The sequence below is a fragment of the Roseinatronobacter alkalisoli genome (genome assembly GCF_028745735.1).
Lineage (GTDB): Bacteria > Pseudomonadota > Alphaproteobacteria > Rhodobacterales > Rhodobacteraceae > Roseinatronobacter > Roseinatronobacter alkalisoli.
Genome location: NZ_JAQZSM010000003.1, coordinates 298,955 through 319,932, shown reverse-complemented (window position 1 = coordinate 319,932; position 20,978 = coordinate 298,955). Strand labels below are relative to the sequence as shown.

At 60.5% G+C, this 20,978-nt stretch carries 23 protein-coding genes, 1 tRNA gene and 1 pseudogene; 12 read left to right on the top strand and 13 right to left on the bottom strand.

The genetic code is table 11. The annotated features are described in order from the left end of the window. The 9 genes from PUT78_RS05745 to rplA all read left to right on the top strand — a co-directional run. A partial coding sequence (locus PUT78_RS05745; RefSeq protein ID WP_476453961.1) for an EF-Tu C-terminal domain-related protein occupies positions 1 to 278 on the top strand: 278 nt, incomplete at its 5' end. A 71-nt stretch (positions 279 to 349) separates the two neighbouring features. Then, positions 350 to 2,212, top strand: coding sequence for an ABC transporter ATP-binding protein (locus PUT78_RS05740; RefSeq protein WP_274351224.1), 1,863 nt, complete (start codon positions 350 to 352; stop codon positions 2,210 to 2,212). Between the two features lie 132 nt (positions 2,213 to 2,344). Beyond that, positions 2,345 to 3,010 (top strand): CatB-related O-acetyltransferase, encoded by a 666-nt coding sequence (locus PUT78_RS05735; protein WP_274351223.1) that lies wholly within the window; start codon positions 2,345 to 2,347, stop codon positions 3,008 to 3,010. 54 nt (positions 3,011 to 3,064) lie between these two features. Then, positions 3,065 to 3,140 (top strand) — tRNA-Trp (locus PUT78_RS05730). 52 nt (positions 3,141 to 3,192) lie between these two features. Next, a complete protein-coding gene (locus tag PUT78_RS05725) occupies positions 3,193 to 4,107 on the top strand; it encodes a hypothetical protein (RefSeq protein ID WP_274351222.1) in 915 nt (304 codons plus the stop codon). 76 nt (positions 4,108 to 4,183) lie between these two features. Beyond that, entirely contained in the window at positions 4,184 to 4,381 is a 198-nt protein-coding gene (secE, locus tag PUT78_RS05720; protein WP_274351221.1) for a preprotein translocase subunit SecE, read from the top strand. A gap of 182 nt (positions 4,382 to 4,563) precedes the next feature. After that, the gene (gene nusG, locus PUT78_RS05715) at positions 4,564 to 5,097 is read left to right on the top strand and encodes a transcription termination/antitermination protein NusG (protein ID WP_274351220.1); all 534 of its coding nucleotides are present in this window, start codon (positions 4,564 to 4,566) and stop codon (positions 5,095 to 5,097) included. A 111-nt stretch (positions 5,098 to 5,208) separates the two neighbouring features. Further along, positions 5,209 to 5,661 (top strand): 50S ribosomal protein L11, encoded by a 453-nt coding sequence (gene rplK / locus PUT78_RS05710; protein ID WP_274351219.1) that lies wholly within the window; start codon positions 5,209 to 5,211, stop codon positions 5,659 to 5,661. Positions 5,662 to 5,664: 3 nt separating this feature from the next. Then, complete coding sequence (gene rplA / locus PUT78_RS05705; RefSeq protein WP_274351218.1) at positions 5,665 to 6,363, top strand: 50S ribosomal protein L1; 699 nt, start codon at positions 5,665 to 5,667, stop codon at positions 6,361 to 6,363. A gap of 130 nt (positions 6,364 to 6,493) precedes the next feature. Here the strand turns inward: rplA and PUT78_RS05700 are convergent, their stop codons facing one another. The 4 genes from PUT78_RS05700 to nudC all read right to left on the bottom strand — a co-directional run bounded on the left by PUT78_RS05700 (position 6,494) and on the right by nudC (position 9,051). Beyond that, positions 6,494 to 6,937 carry a molybdenum cofactor biosynthesis protein MoaE gene (locus PUT78_RS05700; RefSeq protein ID WP_274351216.1) on the bottom strand — a complete coding sequence of 148 codons (444 nt, stop codon included), beginning with the start codon at positions 6,935 to 6,937 and terminating at the stop codon, positions 6,494 to 6,496. Between the two features lie 3 nt (positions 6,938 to 6,940). Continuing rightward, positions 6,941 to 7,186: a molybdopterin converting factor subunit 1 gene (gene moaD, locus PUT78_RS05695; protein WP_274351250.1), complete on the bottom strand. Its 246-nt coding sequence runs from the start codon at positions 7,184 to 7,186 to the stop codon at positions 6,941 to 6,943. 2 nt (positions 7,187 to 7,188) lie between these two features. Continuing rightward, complete coding sequence (pgsA, locus tag PUT78_RS05690; RefSeq protein WP_274351249.1) at positions 7,189 to 7,857, bottom strand: CDP-diacylglycerol--glycerol-3-phosphate 3-phosphatidyltransferase; 669 nt, start codon at positions 7,855 to 7,857, stop codon at positions 7,189 to 7,191. A gap of 216 nt (positions 7,858 to 8,073) precedes the next feature. Next, complete coding sequence (nudC, locus tag PUT78_RS05685) at positions 8,074 to 9,051, bottom strand: NAD(+) diphosphatase (protein WP_274351215.1); 978 nt, start codon at positions 9,049 to 9,051, stop codon at positions 8,074 to 8,076. Positions 9,052 to 9,253: 202 nt separating this feature from the next. On the opposite strand from nudC, the gene PUT78_RS05680 reads away from it, so the two are divergent. After that, a complete protein-coding gene (locus tag PUT78_RS05680) occupies positions 9,254 to 11,212 on the top strand; it encodes a bifunctional 2',3'-cyclic-nucleotide 2'-phosphodiesterase/3'-nucleotidase (RefSeq protein WP_274351213.1) in 1,959 nt (652 codons plus the stop codon). On the opposite strand, the gene PUT78_RS05675 is transcribed toward PUT78_RS05680, so the two are convergent. The 5 genes from PUT78_RS05675 to PUT78_RS05655 form a co-directional block, all read right to left on the bottom strand. Further along, positions 11,187 to 12,245 (bottom strand): HesA/MoeB/ThiF family protein, encoded by a 1,059-nt coding sequence (locus tag PUT78_RS05675; protein WP_274351212.1) that lies wholly within the window; start codon positions 12,243 to 12,245, stop codon positions 11,187 to 11,189. The two genes, PUT78_RS05680 and PUT78_RS05675, sit on opposite strands and share 26 nt — an antisense overlap. Positions 12,246 to 12,269: 24 nt before the next feature. Further along, a complete protein-coding gene (gene dut / locus PUT78_RS05670) occupies positions 12,270 to 12,737 on the bottom strand; it encodes a dUTP diphosphatase (RefSeq protein WP_274351211.1) in 468 nt (155 codons plus the stop codon). Beyond that, on the bottom strand, positions 12,734 to 13,924 hold the full coding sequence (gene coaBC / locus PUT78_RS05665) for a bifunctional phosphopantothenoylcysteine decarboxylase/phosphopantothenate--cysteine ligase CoaBC (RefSeq protein ID WP_274351210.1): 1,191 nt from the start codon (positions 13,922 to 13,924) through the stop codon (positions 12,734 to 12,736). The genes dut and coaBC overlap by 4 nt, the downstream gene beginning before the upstream one ends. Before the next feature lie 75 nt (positions 13,925 to 13,999). Further along, entirely contained in the window at positions 14,000 to 14,797 is a 798-nt protein-coding gene (locus PUT78_RS05660; protein ID WP_274351209.1) for a ChaN family lipoprotein, read from the bottom strand. Beyond that, a complete protein-coding gene (locus PUT78_RS05655) occupies positions 14,794 to 15,672 on the bottom strand; it encodes an RNA polymerase factor sigma-32 (RefSeq protein ID WP_274351208.1) in 879 nt (292 codons plus the stop codon). The genes PUT78_RS05660 and PUT78_RS05655 overlap by 4 nt, the downstream gene beginning before the upstream one ends. A 378-nt stretch (positions 15,673 to 16,050) precedes the next feature. On the opposite strand from PUT78_RS05655, the pseudogene PUT78_RS05650 reads away from it, so the two are divergent. Beyond that, positions 16,051 to 17,228: pseudogene (locus PUT78_RS05650) on the top strand (YifB family Mg chelatase-like AAA ATPase); the annotation flags it as partial. After that, positions 17,217 to 17,636: a magnesium chelatase subunit ChlI family protein gene (locus tag PUT78_RS05645; protein ID WP_420793464.1), complete on the top strand. Its 420-nt coding sequence runs from the start codon at positions 17,217 to 17,219 to the stop codon at positions 17,634 to 17,636. The pseudogene PUT78_RS05650 and the gene PUT78_RS05645, both read left to right, overlap by 12 nt. Here the strand turns inward: PUT78_RS05645 and PUT78_RS05640 are convergent. The 4 genes from PUT78_RS05640 to rsmI form a co-directional block, all read right to left on the bottom strand. Then, on the bottom strand, positions 17,593 to 18,510 hold the full coding sequence (locus PUT78_RS05640) for an alpha/beta hydrolase (RefSeq protein ID WP_274351205.1): 918 nt from the start codon (positions 18,508 to 18,510) through the stop codon (positions 17,593 to 17,595). The two genes, PUT78_RS05645 and PUT78_RS05640, sit on opposite strands and share 44 nt — an antisense overlap. Beyond that, positions 18,507 to 19,451: a glutathione synthase gene (gene gshB / locus PUT78_RS05635; protein ID WP_274351204.1), complete on the bottom strand. Its 945-nt coding sequence runs from the start codon at positions 19,449 to 19,451 to the stop codon at positions 18,507 to 18,509. Before gshB ends, PUT78_RS05640 begins: the two co-directional genes overlap by 4 nt. A 98-nt stretch (positions 19,452 to 19,549) precedes the next feature. Continuing rightward, entirely contained in the window at positions 19,550 to 19,906 is a 357-nt protein-coding gene (locus PUT78_RS05630) for a YraN family protein (protein ID WP_274351203.1), read from the bottom strand. Further along, entirely contained in the window at positions 19,903 to 20,859 is a 957-nt protein-coding gene (gene rsmI, locus PUT78_RS05625; RefSeq protein ID WP_274351202.1) for a 16S rRNA (cytidine(1402)-2'-O)-methyltransferase, read from the bottom strand. The genes PUT78_RS05630 and rsmI overlap by 4 nt, the downstream gene beginning before the upstream one ends. Between the last annotated feature and the right edge of the window lie 119 nt (positions 20,860 to 20,978).

Genomic DNA, 20,978 nt, shown 5'->3' with positions numbered 1-20,978 from the left:
CCAAATTCGAAGCCGAAGCCTATATCCTGACCAAGGAAGAAGGCGGCCGCCACACGCCGTTCTTTGCGAACTACCGTCCGCAATTCTACTTCCGCACGACGGATGTGACCGGCATGGTGCAGCTTCCGGAAGGTACGGAAATGGTGATGCCGGGCGACAACCTGAAATTCGTGGTTGAACTGATCGCGCCCATCGCCATGGAAGAAAAACTGCGCTTCGCCATCCGCGAAGGCGGCCGCACCGTCGGCGCCGGCGTCGTCGCGAAAATCATCGAGTAATCATCTGATCCGCTTCGATCTAATGGGGCATGCGGGTCACTGCATGCCCCTTTTCTATGTCGGAGCCACTGATGAAACGCCTGTTTGCCTATTTCGAATCGCGCATCAACGCCTATCCTGATGATGCGCCGCAACGCCCGCCCGAAACCCTGCCGGGCTTTGTACTGCATTTCGCGCGCGGCGTGTTGCCCTGGCTGCTGGCCATGTCCGGCTTGTCGGTCATCTTTGCTGCGATTGAAATCATCCTGCTGGGTTATCTGGGAACGCTGGTCAACCGGATGACGGAACTTGGCCCCGAACGCTTTCTGGCTGAAGAAGGCGGGCGTCTGTTGGGCATGGCGGGGCTGCAATTGCTGGTGCTGCCTGTGGTTTCCGTGATCGGCGCGCTGGTCATGTATCAGGCCATCATGGGGAATTTTCCCCAGCGTATCCGCTGGTTGGGGCACCGGTGGCTGCTGGGCCAGTCGCTGGGTTATTTCCAGGACGAGTTCGCAGGCCGCATTTCCACCAGACTGATGCAGACAGCCCTGGCTGTGCGCGAAGTGACCATGAAGCTGATGGATGTGGCGGTCTATATTGTGGCCTATTTCATCGGGTCGCTATGGCTGGCGGCCACACAGGATATCTGGCTGGCGCTGCCGTTTCTGCTTTGGGCCATGGCCTATGCTGCGCTTTTGTGGGTGATTGTGCCGCGTCTGGGGCGTGTTGCGCAACAACAGGCCGATGCGCGCGCCGATATGACAGGGCGTATTGTTGACAGCTATACCAATATCGCAACGGTCAAGTTATTCAGCCACAGCGCGCGCGAGGAAACCTATGCCCGCAATGGTCTGGATGGGTTCCTGCAGACGGTCTACCGCCAGATGCGGCTGGTCGCGGTGCAGGATGTGTCGGTCAATGCGCTGAACGCCTTGCTGACCGGGGCGGTGACGGGCCTTGGCATATGGTTGTGGCTGCAAGGGCAGGTGGAACTTGGTGCGCTGGCCGTGGCCATTCCGCTGGCCTTGCGGCTGGGGAACATGTCGCATTGGATCATGTGGGAATTTGCCGCGCTGTTTGAAAATGTGGGCACTGTGCGCGATGGTATCGCTACTTTTGCGGCGGCACGTGCAGTGCAGGATGCGCCCGGTGCCAGCCCCCTGATCGTGCGTGATGCCGCAATCCGTTTCGACAACCTGACCTTCAACTATGGTGCCGTATTGGCGGGCGGGCGCAAGCCCGCTGTGATTGACGGCATGAATCTGGAGATTGCACCTGGCGAGAAGATCGGACTTGTGGGGCGGTCCGGTGCAGGAAAATCCACCTTGGTCAATCTGTTGCTGCGATTTTATGATGTGGGGGCGGGCCGCATACTGATCGATGGTCAGGACATTGCCAGCGTCACACAGGACAGTCTGCGCGGCGCTATCGGCATGGTCACGCAGGACACGGCACTTCTGCACCGGTCGGTGCGCGACAATATTGCCTATGGCCGCCCCAGTGCCAGCGATGCCGAAATCTGGCAGGCCGCGCGCATGGCCGAAGCGGATGTGTTCATTACCGATCTGGTGGATTCCAAGGGGCGCCGGGGCCTTGATGCGCATGTAGGCGAACGCGGGGTGAAACTGTCGGGGGGGCAGCGCCAGCGCATTGCGATTGCGCGTGTGGCCCTGAAAGATGCACCGATCCTGATTCTGGACGAAGCGACATCAGCGCTTGATTCCGAGATCGAGGCCGCGATTCAGGGTCAGCTTGACCGCCTGATGCAGGGCAAGACCGTGATCGCCATTGCGCACCGGCTGTCCACGATTGCGGCAATGGACCGGCTGATCATCATGGATGAAGGGCGCATTGTCGAGCAGGGCACCCATGCGGAACTGCTGGCGCGGGGCGGGCTTTATGCGCGGCTCTGGGCGCGGCAATCGGGTGGCTTTCTGGTCGAAGATGAAGGATGACTGCCGCAAGCGCGCCCGGAACTTGATGGAATTGCGCGAAGCTGGTAGCGTCATTGCAGATGATGGAGGGTGACATGACCATGACCGCGAACTGAAGTGCCGGATTTCCATTCGCAATAGCAGGTCTTGTTCATGCCTTCATGTCTTCCTTCGCCCGACACATTGCATCCGGTCATCTTGCCGGATGGTACCCCGCATGCGGGAACGGTTTTTCTGCGTGCGGTCATTGACCACCCCCGATGGCAGATCGGGGAGTACAGCTATGCAAGTGCCCATCACCCCCCTGATGACTGGGCATTCGCGCTTGCCCCCTATCTTTACCCGTTTTCCGCAGAATACCTGACCATTGGCAAATTCTGCCAGATCGCGGACGGCGTGATGTTCATCACATCTTCGGCCAATCACCGCCATGACGGGTTTTCCAGCTTTCCTTTCGCCATATTCCACCGCAATTTCGGCAATGCACCGTCCTTGCCCGCGCCCGGACCCGATACGGTAATCGGCAATGATGTCTGGATCGGGCAGGGCGCGCGTATTCTGCCCGGCGCGCAGATTGGTGATGGCGTCATCATCGGCAGTGGCGCCGTAGTGGGCGGAAAGATCGCGCCTTATCAGGTGGTTGCCGGGAATCCCGCGCGGGTTGTCCGGTCACGGTTCAGCCCGGATGTGATTGCAAGATTGTGCGCGCTGCGGTGGTGGGACTGGCCCACGGCCCATATCCTGCGCCATGAAGCGGCAATATGCGGCGGCGATATCGGCGCGCTTGAACGTGCCGCAGATGATCTGGTGGCGCGATGATGCAATTCCCTCTTGATCTTGGGCAGGCGCTGTCATAACCCTGCGCAACGGAATAGGGGTATAGCTCAGTTGGTAGAGCATCGGTCTCCAAAACCGAGGGTCGTGGGTTCGAGTCCCTCTGCCCCTGCCATTCCGGAAGCCGCCGTTTGCGCTGTTTTGTGTGATGCGTGCAGGCATGCTGCATGAGGCTTCACCTTCATATAGGCGCGCATAAAACGGCCAGCACGCATTTGCAGCGGATACTGCGCCGCAATCGCGCGCTTCTGGATGCGCGGGGATGTGCCTGTTTCGGACCGGCCCAGTTGCGTCGTGATCTGAAGCTGCCACCGCTGTCGGCGGACATCCCTTCAGCGCCGCGCGTCATTGCGCCCCTTGTGGGGGTATTGCAGCAGGCAGATGCACGCGGTCAACGGCTGGTTCTGTCCGAAGAAAACATCCTTGGCACAACGCGCGCCGACATCATTGCGCAGGGCCACAGGCTTTATCCCGGTGCCGATGCGCAGCTGGCACGGTTCCTGCGTCTGGTGGGTGCGCGCGATGTCACGCTTTATCTGGCGCTGCGCCACCCGCTTTCCCTTATCACATCCGGCTTTGTACAGCAGATCAAGGGCGGCAATCTGTGCGATTTCGGCAATTATATCGCGGGGTATGATCCCATGGCGCTACGCTGGTCGGAACTGGTGGCGCGACTGGCCACCTGTCCCGCAGTGGGCAGGCTGATTCTGTGGCGGTATGAAGATTACCGCCAATGCCTGCCTTATATTCTGGCGCAGCTTCTTGGCGCGGATCGCACAGCAGCGCTGCGCGTGTCATCCGCCCCCCGTCAGATCGGCAGTTCCGCCAGGGCCATTGATCATGCGCGCGCGCGCCTGCAGGCCGATCCGGCGCTGAACCTGAAGGAGGTCATCGCGGAAGCCGAATTGCTGTTCCCCAAATCCGCCCGCTGGCCCGGACCCGCCCATTTCACGCCAGCCATGATGACAATGGCGGCGCAGGCCTATCATGACGACCTAATCGCGCTGCAATCGCTGCATAAGGTGACATTCCTGACCCCTGATCGCACGCGCAAGCGGGCCGGGGACGCGAATCGCGCTTGAAACTGGCGCTTCGGCTGCGTATGTCGGCCCCTAGACAAGAATATGTCAGCCCCTAGAAACGAACAGGTGTGCATTCATGGCCAAGACGAACCCTTTTCAGTTCATGCAGCAGGTGCGGGCGGAAACCGCCAAGGTAACCTGGCCGACGCGGCGCGAAGTGACTGTGACCACGGTGATGGTGCTGATCATGGCGGCATTGACGGCCGTGTTTTTCTTTCTTGTTGATCTGACAATCCGCACTGGTCTGTCCGGCCTTCTGGGCATGTTCAATTAATGCAGCTGGCCTTGCGCGTTTGATGCGGGCAGGGCTTGAAATGCCGCGCATTGCGCTGTAACAGCATCGACAAGGAAAAGCGCACCGCACTGGTGCGCTGTTTTGTTTGAGTCTATGACGGGTTTGCCCCTGTGGCAGGACCGACACCGGCCGCAAGGCCGCCAGAAACAGGAAGAACATCCATGGCCAAGCGCTGGTATTCGGTAAGCGTTCTGTCGAATTTCGAAAAGAAAGTCGCCGAGGCGATCCGCGTTGCCGTGCAGGAAGGCGGTCTGGAAGACATGATCGAGGAAGTTCTGGTCCCGACGGAAGAAGTCATCGAAGTACGGCGCGGCAAGAAAGTCACGTCTGAACGCCGATTCATGCCCGGCTATGTGCTGGTGCGCATGGAAATGACGCCCAAGGGCTACCACCTGATCAATTCCATCAATCGCGTGACCGGGTTTCTGGGCGCACAGGGCAAGCCGATGCCCATGCGCGACGACGAAGTGAATGCCATCATGAACCGTGTCGAAGAAGGCGAAGCCACGCCGCGCACCCTGATCCATTTCGAAGTGGGCGAACAGGTTAAGGTTACCGATGGCCCGTTCGAGGGGTTTGCCGGTATGGTGGAAGAAGTGGACGAAGGCGCCAGCCGCCTGAAAGTCATGGTATCGATTTTTGGCCGGGCAACCCCGGTCGATCTGGAATTCACGCAGGTTTCCAAGGAAATCTGATGTGAATACACGTGTGGGAGACCGCCAGGCGCGCCTGATCCGGTCGGACCACTAAACCGCAAGAAGCCCGGCGCAGGCGTGCAACGGGCGAGGTGATAAAGGAGAGGCCAGATGGCCAAGAAGGTTATAGGGCAGCTGAAGCTGCAAATTCCGGCGGGTAAAGCCAACCCGTCGCCGCCCGTGGGTCCGGCACTGGGCCAGCGCGGGCTGAACATCATGATGTTCACCAAGGAATTCAACGCGCGTACCGCAGAACTTGAACCGGGTGCGCCGATTCCGACCCTGATTACCTATTATCAGGACAAGTCCTTCACGATGGAACTGAAGACGCCGCCTGCGTCTTGGTACCTGAAGAAAGCCGCTGGCCTGAAGCCCGTAGGCAAGCGCAACCGTGCCAAAGGGTCCGAAGCCCCCGGCCGTGTGGTTGCAGGCAGCGTGACCACCAAGCAGATTCGCGAAATCGCAGAAGCCAAGATGAAAGATCTCAATGCCAATACCATTGAGGGCGCGATGGAAATCATCGCCGGTTCTGCGAAATCGATCGGCATTGAGGTGAAAGGGTAAATCATGGCTAAAATTGCAAAACGCGTTAAGGCCGCCCGTGAAGCCTTTGCCGGTAAAGACAATCTGACGGTGGAAGATGCGGTCGCGCTGATCAAGGCCAACGCAACCGCCAAATTCGACGAAACCGTTGAAATCGCGATGAATCTGGGTGTGGACCCGCGCCATGCTGACCAGATGGTGCGCGGCGTTGTCACCCTGCCCAACGGCACTGGCAAGACTGTGCGTGTCGCAGTTTTCGCACGCGGCCCGAAAGCAGATGAAGCCAAGGCAGCGGGTGCAGATATCGTCGGTGCGGAAGACCTGATGGAAACCATCCAGTCGGGCAAGATCGAATTCGACCGCTGCATCGCCACGCCTGACATGATGCCCATTGTGGGCCGTCTGGGTAAAATTCTTGGCCCGCGCAACCTGATGCCGAACCCCAAAGTGGGCACGGTCACCATGGATGTCGCGCAGGCTGTGGAAAGCGCCAAGGGCGGGCAGGTTCAGTTCAAGGCCGAAAAAGCCGGTGTGATTCATGCAGGTGTCGGCAAGGCGTCTTTTGATGCTGCCAAACTGGCCGAGAATATCCGCGCATTCGTGGATGCTGTCGCCAAGGCCAAACCCTCGGGCGCGAAAGGGGCTTACATGAAGAAAGTCTCGCTCAGCTCGACCATGGGGCAGGGCGTGAGTGTTGACGTAACAAGCGCGACTCAGGGCTAAGAAAACGTTATCTGATTGAAAAAAGGGCGGCTTTAAGCCGCCCTTTTTGCGTGATCGGGGGTAACAGAGGCTTTGCCCCTCCTGGGTCCGTGGCCCAATTCACCCCGGAGTATTTATTGGCAAGATGAAATCACCATCTTTTCAGGGCAGCTTCATCCGTATCTTTGGCGGCAACCCAGTTCGTGCCCTGATCAGTGATTTCCTTCTTCCAGAACGGTGCGCGTGACTTCAGGTAGTCCATCAGGAAATCCGCGGCGGCAAAGGCATCTGCGCGGTGTCGCGATGCGGTTGCCACCATCATGATCTGCGCCCCGGCCGTAAGCGGGCCATAGCGGTGGATAATCAGGCAATCATGCAAGTCCCAGCGCTGGATCGCGCTTTGCGCAATCTGTGCCAGCGCGCGTTCGGTCATGCCGGGATAATGCTCAATCTCCATCCGGTAAAGGACCGCGTTTTCCGGTGCGCGCACGATTCCACAGAAGGTGACAACAGCGCCGGTATCTGTGCGTCCGGCGGCGAATCGCGCGCATTCCTCGCCATAATCGAACGCGTTCTGCTGCACGCGGATATGCATGCCCTAACCCCCTGTCATGGGCGGAAAGAAGGCCACTTCGCGCGCGCCCTCAAGCGGGGTATCGAGGTCGCATAATTCCTGATCGACAGCAACGCGCACGGCATCAAGGTCAGAGAATGCCAGCGCATAGCGGTCTTCGCGCGCGCGCAACTCGCGGATCAGAGCGCCGACTGTTTCCGCGTCTGTTTCAACGCTTTCCTTCGGGTGGCCAATACGTTCACGCAGCCATGCGAAATACAGGATCTCCAGATTCATGGTGCGTTGTCCTTCAGAAATGGTGCTGCTTTGCGGAAGTAATCCCAACCCGTCATCAGGGTCAGGATCGCAGCAATCCAGATCAGTACCAGCCCCAGTTGCCAGACCATGCTGCCACCATAATTGGCCAGATCCACCACGTTCAGGTCGTCTGTGCCGATATCGGACAGGGTTGCGATCAATTCGGAATTGCGGCGCGCAAGGGCGGTTTCACGCACATATTCCAGCCCCATGGCCAGAAACAGGATGGCGATTGCGGTCATCTGGGACGTGGTTTTCCATTTGGCAAGGCGCGTGACCTTCAGCAGCCCGGCCTTGTTGCCCAGAAATTCCCGCAACCCCGATACGAATACTTCGCGAAACAGGATGGCAGTTGCGGGCAGGATAAGCCATGCGTCCATGCCGGAATAACCGGTGATGACCAGCAGCGCGATAACCACCATGGCCTTGTCCGCTATCGGGTCCAGCATCGCGCCCAGCCTGCTTTCCTGTTGCCATGCCCGCGCAAGATAGCCATCGAAAAAATCGGTGATAGCGGCAAGTGCAAACAGGACAAGCGCGAACCAGTCTGCCCAGGGGCGGTGGAAATACAGGAACATCACAGCGATTCCCGGTGCCGCAAGCAGGCGCAGAACCGTCAGGATATTCGGGAAATTCCATTGCATACGCGCTGATCCGGGGGTGGGGGGGCTTTCAATACTCATTTTGTGCATCCTGAAAGGTGCTGAAGGAAAATGCAATATTTGCATTTCGCCCGGGGCGGGTAACAGCCGGTATCGCTATGTGAATCTGTTTGGAAGAATGCATGTTTTGCGGCCCTTCAGCACACCGGAACCCGGCGCGTGCAGGACATCGCGCAGGAATTCCCCTGGACGGAAAAATTACATATAGGCACTGCGGACCCTTCCGGCCAGCCACAGACCGATCAGATGATGGGCAATGGCGCCTTTCCGCGCAGGAATGAAGGCCGGATCATCGCCTGACCATGCGCGCAGCACCTGTTCGCGCGTCACCCAGCGGGCATCTTCAAGTTCGTCATCCAGTGTGATGGCGCGGCTGGTGGCGCGCGCGACGCAACCCAGCATCAGCGAAGACGGAAATGGCCAGGGCTGCGAGGTGATATAGCCGATATCCGTGGTGCGGATGCCGGTTTCTTCAAGAACTTCGCGGCGCACGGCGTTTTCCAGTGTTTCGCCGGGTTCGATGAAACCGGCAAGGGTGGAATACATGCCATCCGGCCAGCCGGGCGAACGTCCGAGCAGCAGATCATTGCCGTGGGTGACCAGCATGATGACCACCGGATCGGTGCGCGGAAAATGCTTTGCGCCGCAGGACGGGCAGTGGCGTTCCCATCCGGCCATCGCAAGCCCGCTGGGCTGGCCACAAGCGGAACAGAACCCATGGCTGCGGTGCCAGTTGAACATGGCGCGCGCGGTGGCGGCAAGTGCGGCGTCGGGCGCTGGCAGATGGGCCATGCTCTGGCGCAATTCACCGAAGAACAGACCGGCTTCGGTGCCGGGGTAATGCTGAATCGTGGTATCCATGAACATGGCCATAGCGCCACGGTCCAGCGCATCGGGTTCCCATGCGGAAATGTCTGCCGCAAACAGCGGTTGATCCTGATGCATGCCCAGAAACAGAAAGGGATGTTGCGCCTGTTTCAGAACGGCTGCATCGGCAGAGACCCAGCCCAATACCGTCGCCTCGCCTGTGCCGCGCAACTGGGGTTTTCCGCGCCAGACCGGCAGCACGCGCGCCGCGCCCTGAGTCAGAAGTCGCGCCAGCGCATCGGGGTCACTGCGCAATTCGGCGGCACGGCTGTCCCAGTGCCCGTTGAATGCCATCAAACCAGCGCTCATCGCTTTCTCCCGCTGTACTGTTTTGCCTGTCGCAGCTTTGTGGCGGTGAAACAAGGTATTTACAATGGCTTGCGCAATTCATAGTTGTTTTGTTGGCGAAGTAGATTATTCATACGTGTACCAATGTGCTTTGATCGATGTCATATTATGATCACAAAAGCGTCCGTATTGTTCCCCAAATGTCAGGATAGTCAGTACTGGAATGGGTAGTCACGCAAAGAAGGGCGTTATGGGGCAGGAACGGTGGCAATTCGCGCCAATTACCGAAGTCAGCAGCACTGTCGATTTGCGGATCATGGAAACAACCGATCTGCATGTCCATCTGCACCCGTATGATTATTACGCGGATTGTCCCAATCCCGATCTTGGACTGGTGCGTCTGTCCGAACTGGTGGATCAGGCAAGGATGGAAGTGCCCAATTGCCTGCTCTTCGACAATGGCGATTTTCTGCAAGGCACCCCGGTCGGGGATTTCTTCGCCTATGATCGCGGCCTGAAAGAAGGCGATCTGCACCCGGTCATGGCCGCAATGAATGCCATGCGCTATGACGCGATAACGCTTGGCAATCATGAATTCAACTATGGGCTGGATTTCCTGATGAAATCGCTGGCGCATGCGGAATTTCCCGTGGTGTCGGCCAATATTGTCAAAAGCCTTGGGGCCGGGCCGCGCGATGACCGCTGTCTGGTCCGGCCCTATAAGCTGATCCGTCGCAGACTGGTGGACAGGGCGGGGCTGGCGCATGATATCTGTGTGGGCGTGATCGGCGTGGCCCCGCCGCAGATCACGGTCTGGGAAAGGTTGCATCTGCACAACCGTATCCAGATGCGCGACATGGTGGCGTCTGCGGCAGCGTGGGTTCCCGAAATGCGCGAAGCGGGCGCAGACCTGGTCGTCATGCTGGCCCATACCGGCATTGGCCCGCTGCGCCACAGCGACGGGATGGAAAATGCGATTATCCCGCTGGCGCGGATTGACGGGGTGGATCTGATACTAAGCGGGCACAGCCATCAGGTATTCCCGTCGCGCGCCTTTGCCGATATTCCCGGTGTCGATATCGACAAGGGCACGATCTGCGGCAAACCCACAGTCATGAGCGGCTTTTTCGGGTCGCATCTGGGGGTGATTGATCTGCGCATGGTGCGTGAAGGGGGCCGTTGGCGGGTGATCGGATCGCAGGTGGAAAACCGCGCCCTGCGCGACGCCTCGATGAGTTTTCTGCGCCCGGAACAGGGCCAGACAATTCAGCCGATGCGCAGCCCGAAAGTGCGCAGGATCGTCGCGCGTGCGCATGACATGGTGCTGGAAAATATCCGCCAGCCGATTGGCCAGACCCTTGCACCGATCAACAGCTTTTTCGTGTTTCTGGGGCATAGCGCTTCCACTGCGCTGGTGGCTGATGCGCAGCGCGCCTTTGTGGCGCGGCGCCTTCAGGGCAGCGAATATGATGGGCTGCCGGTCCTGTCGTCGGTGTCCCCGTCCAAGGCAGGCGGGCTTGGCGGGCCGCGCAACTATACCAATGTGGCGGCGGGGGCGCTGACCATCCGGTCATTGGCCGATCTTTACACCTATCCCAACCGCATTGCGGCGCTGAAACTGACCGGCGCGCAGATTGCGTGCTGGCTGGAACGCAGCGCCTCCTGCTACAACCGGCTGCATGACGGGCTGGAAGATGAAATGCTGCTGAACCCGGCCCATCCGTCCTATAATTTCGAAATAGTCTATGGGCTGGAGTACGACATCGACCTGACACAGCCCGCCCGGTTCGAAGGGGACGGAACGCTTGTTGACAGCTGCAATACCCGCGTGCGGAACCTGCGCTGGAATGGCCGACCCATCGACCCGCAGGCGGCGTTCATCCTGTGTACCAACAGCTTCCGCGCCCATGGTGCGGGCGGTTTTGCCGGGGCCGTGCCACAGAATGTGGTGTTGGAAGACCCCGCCATTACCCGCGATATTCTGCGCGAATATGTCCGCAGCCGCGGCAATCTGGACATTGACCCGCAGGGGCCGTTCGGGTTGCAGTTCCGGACAGGGAAATCCGCCATTCTACGCACCGGACCCGCCGCATATGACCATATCGGCGCAATCAGTCACTTCGCACCGGAAGTGGCCGGCGTGGACAAGAAAGGGTTCATGCGCCTTCGGGTGCAGTTGTAACCCCACCGCAGCAGGCACAACCCTTGCGCGCTGCAATACGCATCACCCGGCTTTCGGCATAAAGCCCGTCATGGATCAGCAAACGCCCTTGCAGCGTCTGGCCTGCGCCGGTCAGGTGCTTGACAGCTTCCAGCGCCATCATTGTGCCAAGGATGCCGGGCAGGGGGGATACAACACCCGCTTCAGAACAGGCAGGGACCAGCCCCGGTGCCGGACGGTTGGGAAAAATGCATTCGTAACATGGGCCGCCTGATGCGGGGTGATACAGGCTGATCTGCCCTTCCCATTGCGTAATCGCCCCCGATATCAGCGGCACGCCACTGGCCACAGCTGCGCGGTTGACCAGATAGCGGGTGTCGAAATTGTCGGTCCCGTCCAGAATCAGGTCATATTCCGCGAACAGGGTCTGTGCAGTTTCCGCGTCCAGCCGCCGCTGATAAGGGCGCACTGTAATGAACGGGTTCAGCGCCTGCATCGCGGCCTGCGCGGAAAAGACCTTTGGCGTGCCGATCATGTCATCGCGGTGAATGACCTGCCGTTGCAGGTTGGACCCGTCCACAATGTCATCGTCAATCACCCCGATCGTGCCCACACCGGATGCGGCCAGATACAGCAGCGCGGGCGAGCCCAGCCCCCCCGCGCCAACAACCAGCACGCGCGCCGCTTTCAGCTTTTTCTGGCCGGTGCCGCCGATTTCACGCAAGACAATATGGCGGGCATAGCGGTTCAGCTCTGCCTCGCGGAAGGTGTCGGTCTGTGGTGTGGGGGCAATCGCGGGTCTGGCCCGCGCGCGCAATCGGCGAAGTCCCGCGCCATAGCCCAGTGCCAGCGCCCCGATTCCGCCCAGCACCAGCCACGGCTGCGCCTGTCCCCCCGTCGCTTGCCGGATGGCGGCGGTTTCCGGCAGCAGAAGCTGCACCAGAACCACCGCGACATAGAGCAGGCCGATCATCCACAGCCTGACGCGGACAGGCGCTTTCATCGCCCAGCCCAAAGCCCAGAGTGCGGCCATCAGAAACAGAACCAGTCCCATTTATATCCCTTGCAGCTTGGGGGTTCAGCCGGTTCCCGTAGACCCGAACCCGCCTGTGCCACGATCTGTCCCGTCAAGCTGGTCGTTCAGGGCAATCTGCGCCTGTGTAACCGGCGCAAGGATAATCTGGGCAATGCGCATTCCGTGATCGACGGTAAAATCTGTCGTTCCCAGATTTATCACGATCACCCCGATGGGGCCGCGATAGTCGCTGTCGATGGTGCCCGGCGCGTTGACCAGCGCAATCCCGTGTTTCAGTGCCAGACCGGAGCGCGCCCGTATCTGCATTTCATACCCGCGCGGCACCGCGCAGGCCAGACCAGTCGGCACCAGCGCGCGTTCCATCGGTGCAAGTGTCAGGCCCTGCGCGCGCTGATCGGGCGGGAAATTGGCGCGGATATCCGCCCCCGCCGCCCCATCCGTGGCATAGACGGGAAGCGCGATATCGGGGTCGCTGTCGGGCAGGCGTTGAAAGGTCAGGGGTATTGTCATGTCAGGGCCTCTGCTATTCGTGCGGCCAGCCTGTGGCCCACTTCGGATTTCGGCAGGCGCGGCCAGTCTTCGACACCATCCATGGTGACCAGATGCACGGCATTTTCTGTGCCGCCCATGATTCCGGTTTCCGCAGACACATCATTCGCCACGATCCAGTCGCAGCCCTTGCGCGCCCGCTTGGCGGTCGCGTTCTTGATGACATTTTCGGTTTCGGCGGCAAACCCGATGACAAGGGGCGGCCGCATTACGTGCGAAGACAGTGTTTTCAGAATGTCAGGATTTTCAGAAAATGTAAGAATTGGAATACTTTCCGGGGCTTTCTTTATTTTCTGCGTGAAGTTGTTTTCAACCCGCCAATCGGCAACTGCCGCTGCCATGATCGCGGCATCAACCGGCAATTCGGCTTCGACCGCGTGCAACATTTGCTGTGCGGTTTCCACAGCCACCACCTGCACCCCGGCAGGTGGTGCAACGCTGGCAGGGCCGGTCACGAAAACCACATCCGCGCCCAGATCGCGCAGCGCTGCGGCAATTGCCGTTCCCTGCGCCCCTGATGATCGGTTGGCGATATAGCGCACCGGATCAATCGGTTCATGCGTTGGCCCGGATGTGACCAGCACACGTTTGCCTATCAGGGGTTTTGGCCCAAGCGCAGCCGCAATCGCCGTCAGAATGTCAGCAGGTTCCGCCATCCGGCCCGGACCATGTTCGCCACAGGCCATATCGCCGTTTTCCGGCCCGACAACCGCCACCCCGTCGGCGCGCAGCTGCGCCAGATTGCGCTGCGTTGCCGGGTGCCCCCACATGCGCAGGTTCATCGCCGGTGCCATCAGCACCGGTTTATCCGTGGCCAGCAGAAGCGTTGTTGCCAGATCATCCGCATGCCCGCCCGCCATTTTCGCCATCATATCCGCTGTGGCCGGGGCGACGACCAATAAATCCGCCGCGCGCGACAACTGGATATGGCCCATCTCGGATTCGTCCTTCAGGTCGAACAGGTCCTGAAAAACACGCGCGCCCGCCAGTGCCGCAACCGACAGGGGCGTTACGAATTCGGTTCCCGCGCGGGTCAGCACCGGGGTTACATCCGCGCCCGCGCCGCGTAACCGGCGGATCAGGTCCAGACATTTATAGGCCGCGATACCGCCGCCGATGATCAGGGTGATGCGTTTCCCGGCCAACATTTTCGCGCTCTCCCGTCCGAACCGCCTGTCGGAATATAGTCCTACGCGGTTGCGCGGCAAAGCAAAAGCCCTAAGCTATTGAAACGCCGCGCAAGGGTCAGGGCGCGGGTGGGGGGCGGTTACCAGCCACATATCATGGGCTGGCGTATCAGGGGGGGATTCGAACTGACCTATGGACAGGGTCCGCAATTCGGGGGCCGCCATCGCAACCAGCGCAGGGGCCGCCCAGTCGGTTCGGGTATGGCCGGTTCCGGTGATGACGACAACAGGCCCGCCCGTCGCGTCATGCGCATCCAGTGCGGCCTGTGCCAGCATGGCGTCGCGCAGGCGTTGAATGGCCACCATACCCGGCAACAGCGCTTCGGGCAGGGCGTCGCAATGCGCCTGCGCCTGCAACGCTTCGCGGGTTTCCTGCTGCATGGCGGGCAGGGGGCGGTCCAGACCGAAGCGCGCGGCATCACCCGCAAATACCTGTTCCAGCGGCTGGCCCATGACCGCGCGTGCATCCTCGCGGGGCAGTTCCGCGCCGAAAATGGCGGCTTGCGGGGCGGCGGTGAACAACGGGTAATACATGCTGAAATCCGGCCAGCCCGTGCTGTCCCAGTCCAGCGCCGCGCGCAACCGCGCCTGATCGGTGCGCGCATCCGGCGTTGCCAGCGTGGCCTGATCTGCCGTCAGCATTTCAAAGACCAGCCCGGCGGGTTGCTGGGCGTGAATTGCGGCGCGCTGGTTCTCATGATGGGTGGGGTTGTCATGAACCTCCCCCAGAAAGATGATGTCAACATCGGGCAGATGATACAGGTCATCAACCGTGATCTGCTGCGCGGTGGCAGGTAGCGCAAATAACGCACATGCAATGATAAATCTTTTCATGTCAGAAAGTTAAGCACTTCCCGCGACTGGGTTTCAAGGGCGTTGCGCATTTTTCTGAACGCGGCTGCTTCCAGTTGCCGGATGCGTTCCTTGGACAGGCCCAGTTCCTTGCCCAACTCCTCCAGTGTGCGCGGATCGGGGCGCAGTTTGCGTTCGCGCAGAATGAAGCGTTCGCGTTCGGTCAGAACCTGCATCGCGTTCAGCAACCATTCGCGCAGTTGCGCCATGTCATGCGCCTGTTCGATACCGTCGCTGGCCTGTGGGCTGCTGTCTTCCAGCATTTCAATCCATTCGCGCCCGTCCTCATCGCTGGATTGCGTGGCATTCAGCGAATAGTCAGCCCCCGACAGCCGCCCCGCCATCATCTCCACATCCTGCAAGGGAACGCCAATTTCGTGCGCGATCAGTTCGCGCAACTGGTGGGGGTCCAGTTGTTCACCCCGCGACATGGCTTCGCGTTCGAACCTGGCCTGCACGCGGCGCAGGTTGAAAAACAGCGATTTCTGGCTGGATGTGGATCCGGTGCGCACCATGGACCAGTTGCGCATCACATAGTCCTGAATGCTGGCCTTGATCCACCACACGGCATAGGTCGAAAAACGAACACCACGGTCCGGGTCAAATTTATCAGCGGCTTTCATCAGGCCAAGTCCCGCTTCCTGAATCAGGTCATTCATTGGCGCACCATAGCGGCGGAACCGCGCGGCCATGGAAATGGCAAGCCGCATATAGGCAGTGATCAGCCGGTGCAGGGCGGCTTCGTCGCGCTGATCGCGCCAGGCATAGGCAAGCTGCAATTCTGTTTCAGCGTCCAGAAATTCGGCCTTCATGGCCTGGCGGGACATTGTTCGGTCTTCAGAAAAATCCAGTGCCATGTCTTTCCCCTGCATAGGTTTGCCATCTAGATTACATACGCGCGAAACAGGTATATGGTTCATTTCCTGCGCAAGTTTGTGGCCGGTGGTCGTGGTGTGGGGGTATTTATATGCCGCACGATCGGTGGGCCTGGGACTGCCGGTCTGGCGTTTGAGGGATGCAGTTTATACAGGCGGCATAACTCCAGCATTCAAGGCTTGGCATAACATCCGCGGAACCGGCAGGCCGCGGGACGGCCTAGCCCGTGGCGCGTTTTCCGGGCTTTCGCGGCACCACTGGTGCGACGGTCCCCTCAAACCTGCGACCTTGTTCCGCGCTTTGGGGAATTTCAGCAGCCGTTTCGATCAGAACAGCCCCCGGTTTTGAACCAATCGCATATGTTAACCATTCCTAAACACCTGCGCGTTAACCATTCTATCGGGGGACAGACGGGTAGGATCATGGTTGCTCGGGCTTTGACTGTGGCGTTCGAAGGGATAAATGCGCGCCTTGTGGAAGTACAATGCGCGGTATCGCCGGGATTGCCATCATTCCAGATAGTGGGCCTGCCGGACAAGGCCGTGTCCGAAGCCCGCGAAAGGGTGCGTGCGGCGCTGTCGGCGCTGCCAGTTGCGTTGCCGTCAAAACGTATCACCATCAACCTGTCGCCTGCCGATCTGCCGAAAGAAGGGTCGCATTTCGACCTGCCCATCGCTATGGCGTTGCTGGCCGCGCTGGACATTATCCCGAGAGAGGATGTGGCAGATACCGTTGCGCTGGGGGAATTGTCGCTGGACGGGGCGCTGGTTGCGGTTTTGGGCGCATTGCCCGCCGCCATGGCCGCAGGCGACGGGGGGCATACGTTGTTCTGCCCTGCGGCCTGCGGGCCGGAAGCCGCCTGGGTGGATGCAACCCGCGTTTTTGCGCCCGCAACTCTGGCGCAGGTCATCCGCCATTATTCCGGGCAGGCCCCGCTGACACCCGCCCGCCCCGGCGAGGTGGTTCAGGACCGTGGAACGCGCGATCTGTTCGATGTGAAGGGGCAGGAACGTGCCAAACGCGCGCTGGAAATCGCTGCGGCCGGGCGCCATCACATGCTGATGGTGGGCACACCGGGGTCGGGCAAATCGATGCTGGCTGCACGCCTGCCCGGTATTCTGCCGGATCTGTCTGCTGGCGAAGCGCTGGAAACCTCGATGATTCATTCCATCGCCGGGCTGCTGGAACAGGGTGGCATTTCGCGCACGCGCCCGTTTCGGGAACCCCATCACACGGCCTCTGTCGCCGCGATCGTGGGGGGGGCAAAGGCGCAAAACCGGGCGAGATTTCGCTGGCTCATAACGGGGTGCTGTTTCTGGATGAATTGCCGGAATTTCCGCGCATGGTTCTGGAAACATTGCGCCAGCCCATTGAAACAGGCGAAGTGGTTGTTGCGCGTGCGAATGCGCATATCCGCTATCCCTGCCGTTTCCTGCTGGTCGCGGCGGCCAACCCGTGCAAATGCGGGTATATGTCCGAACCGGCGCGGGCCTGCGCGCGCGCGCCTGTCTGCGGGGATGATTACATGGGCCGCATTTCAGGGCCGCTGATGGACCGGTTTGATCTGCGCGTGGAAGTGCCGCCTGTCGCCTATACCGATCTGGATCTGCCGCCTTCGGGGGACAGTTCGGCCATGGTGGCCGCGCGCGTGGCACAGGCGCGCGCACGCCAGACCGCGCGTTTCGCAGCGCATCCGGGGATGCGCGTGAATGCCGATGTGGAAGGCGCGCTTCTGGAAGAAATCGCGCGCCCCGACACCGAAGGCCGCGCGCTGTTGTTGCAGGCGGCGGACCGTTTCGGGCTGACCGCGCGCGCCTATCACCGCTTGTTGCGCGTGGCCCGCACCATTGCCGATCTTGAAGGGGCGGACGCCGTGCGCGCCCCCCATATGGCCGAAGCAATCAGCTATCGGCTGATGGGGGTTCCGGAAGCTGTTGGCGGATGAAGGCCGCGCAATCGCCCAGTGCCTTGCGCGCTTCGGGCAGCCAGCCATGGAAATACTGCCACACATGGGGCAGGTTGCCCCATTCCTGCAAGGTCACATCCGCGCCAAAGCTGCGCAGATGCGCGGCCATGCGCAGCGAATCATCACGCAGGATTTCTCGGTGCGCGACCTGAAACAGCGCGGGCGGGGCGTTGTCGAACGCGCCGAACAGTGGCGAGATACGCGGATCAGTTGCATCCGCGCCCTGCAGAACACGATTGCGCAACTGTTCCAACCGCTGCACTGGCAACAGGATTTCGCTTGCTGCATTGCTGTGGATTGACCCGCCCGACAATGTCAGGTCGGTAAAGGGTGAAAAGGCAAAAATGCAGGCGGGGCGCGGCGCGCCAGTGCTGCACAGATGCGCCAGCAGAGCCAGTGCCAGCCCGCCGCCCGCCGAATCCCCACCCAGGACAATGCGCGCCGGGTCATGCCCGCGCGCGATCAATGCCTGCCAGGCCTGCAGGGCATCGTCAAATGCGGCTGGAAACGGGTGTTCGGGCGCAAGGCGATAGTCGGGCAGGCAAGTCTCATACCCCGTTTTGCGGGTCAGATAGGCGGCAAGGGCGGCATGCGTGCGCGGGTTGCCCATGACATAGCCGCCGCCATGGAAATACAGCAGAACCGGGGCCGAAATCTGTGGCCGCGCCGTCCAAAGCGCAGGCACTTGCCCCAGCTGGTCGGGCGTGAACCCTGCCCAGGGCCGCCCACGTGCATTCAGCCATGCGCCACGTTCAAACCAGCGCCGCGCCGCTACACTGTCGGGCTGTCGGGCAAGGGACCGCCGCGCCGTTTGGCGCAGAAACACGCGCAATGCCTTGAGTTGCCAACTCATCGGTTGCGCTTGCCCTCAATGGCCTGCCAGATCAGCGCGGCCCCGTTCGTACCGTCAAACCGTTCCAGTTCCTGCAAACCGGTGGGAGAGGTGACGTTGATTTCGGTCAGGTAGTCCCCGATCACGTCAATTCCCACGAATATCTGGCCTTTCTCACGCAAAAGCGGGCCGATTGCAGCGCAGATTTCGCGGTCGCGGTCGGTCAGGGCAATCTTTTCGGGGCGTCCGCCCACATGCATGTTGGACCGCGTTTCCCCGTCGGCGGGCACGCGGTTGATGGCACCGATCGGGTCACCATCGACCAGAATGATGCGCTTGTCGCCCTTGGTCACTGCTGGCAGGTATTTCTGCACGATCAGTGGTTCGCGGCTGATGCCGGTGAACATTTCATGCAGCGACGCAAGGTTGCGGTCATTGGGGTCCAGCCGGAACACGCCCGCACCACCATTGCCATAAAGTGGTTTCAGAATGACGTCACCATGGGTGGCCTTGAAGTCGCGGATGCTGGCCAGATCACGCGCGATCATTGTGGGCGGTGTCAGACCGGGAAATTGCAGCACCAGCAGCTTTTCGGGGTAATTCCGCACCCAGAACGGGTCATTAACCACCAGTGTTGACGGGTGAATCATGTCCAGCAGATGCGTGGTCGTTATATACCCCATGTCGAAAGGCGGGTCCTGGCGCAGCCAGACGACATCCATTTGCGCCAGATCCAGCAACTGGGCCGCGCCTTTGGTGACATGCGCGCCCTTGACCGCCTGTACGGTGATGGGATGGGCCAGTGCCTGAACGCGGCCTTCGCGGAAAACAAGTTTGTCGGGCGTGTAATAGAACAGCTCATGTCCGCGCGCCTGTGCTTCCAGTGCAATGCGGAATGTGCTGTCGGCCGCGATATCCACAGCCTCGATCGGGTCCATCTGAAAAGCCACGCGTAGTGCCACGGCATCCCCCTGTTGCAATTCGGGCGAAATGGCCCTTCGTTGCCATAGATGGCCCAAGGCGCGGGGTGATGCAAGCGCAGGTCACATCAGGCGGGATGTCAGGCGTAAAGTGCGTTTTCCAGAAGTGAAACCTGTCCCTGCGCATTCACCAGCGCCACGTCGAATCGCGCAGGTGTCAGCTGGCCTTGCAGGCATGTGTCCAGAAATTGTGCCGCTGTCATGAACAGGCGTTCGGTCTGCGCGGCCCCGATCCGCGCCGCTGCAGTATCGAAGCACCGGCTTTTCTTGACTTCGACAAACACCACTTCCGCGCAGCGCGACAGAACAAGGTCCAACTCACCCCGCTGCCCGCGCCAGCGCCGCGCCAGAAGCTCATAGCCCGCTGCCAGATACTGGCGCAGAACTGAATCTTCAGCGGCGATACCGGCGTGATAATTGCGTTTCTGTACAGTCATTGCGCTTTTCCCCGGGCGAGCGCGGCCTGATAGACAACCCGGCGCGGCAGCCCCAGTTCCGCCGTGACATGCGCCACCGCTTCCTTCAGCGTCATATCCGCCATGGCCCGCGCCAGTGCGTGATCCAGATCATCGGCATTGGCGGTCACGGGGGGTGCGCGGTCCACGACCAGCACGATTTCGCCCTTCATGCTGCGATCGGCCAGCACATCCGCCATTTCACCCAAAGTCATGCGCAATACTTCCTCATGCTTCTTGGTCAGTTCCCGGCACAATGCGGCCTGCCGGTCCGGACCCATAATCTCGCATAATTCAGTTAAGAATCGATGAATGCGTTTGGGCGATTCATAAAATATCAGCGTGGCCGGAATATTGGCCGCGTCATTCAGGAAATGCTTGCGCGCCCCCCCTTGTGCGGGCGCAAACCCCATGAAACAAAACCTGTCGCTTGGCAGTCCCGCCACGGTCAGCGCGGCCAGCACCGCAGAGGGGCCGGGCGCGCTGTGCAGGGGATACCCGTCGCTGATCACGCTGCGGGCAAGCTGGAATCCGGGATCGGCCACAAGCGGGGTTCCGGCTTCTGATGCATAAACGATGGATTTGCCCGCTTCCAGCGCCGCGCTGATGCGTGGTCGCATGGCGGCGCCATTATGGTCATGATAGGCCAGAACCGGGCGGTTCCGTACCGGAATTGCATGTATTTCCATAAGCTTGCGAAGCGATCTTGTATCTTCTGCCGCCAGAATATCCGCCCCTGCCAGCAGGTCCAGCGCATGCAGGGTAATGTCGCGCGCGGCACCGATGGGCGTTGCGATCAGGTGCAGGCCGGGCGGCACGGGGCGGGCGCTGCGTGTGTCATGCGCGCGCGCGTCATGCAGGATGGTCGGGTCCACCTCCCGCAGGGGGGTGTCATCGCTCGGATCGGGGGTCTGATCGGGGTCAGGGCTGGGCATTAACGGGCGTTTCATCCTTCGGCGGTATACCCCGGCTGTGTTCAGCAGGGACGTTTACTTCGCGGTCGTGGTTGCTTACTGTGCGGCGCAAGCGAAGTCGATGCAAGCAGGGAGTGGCG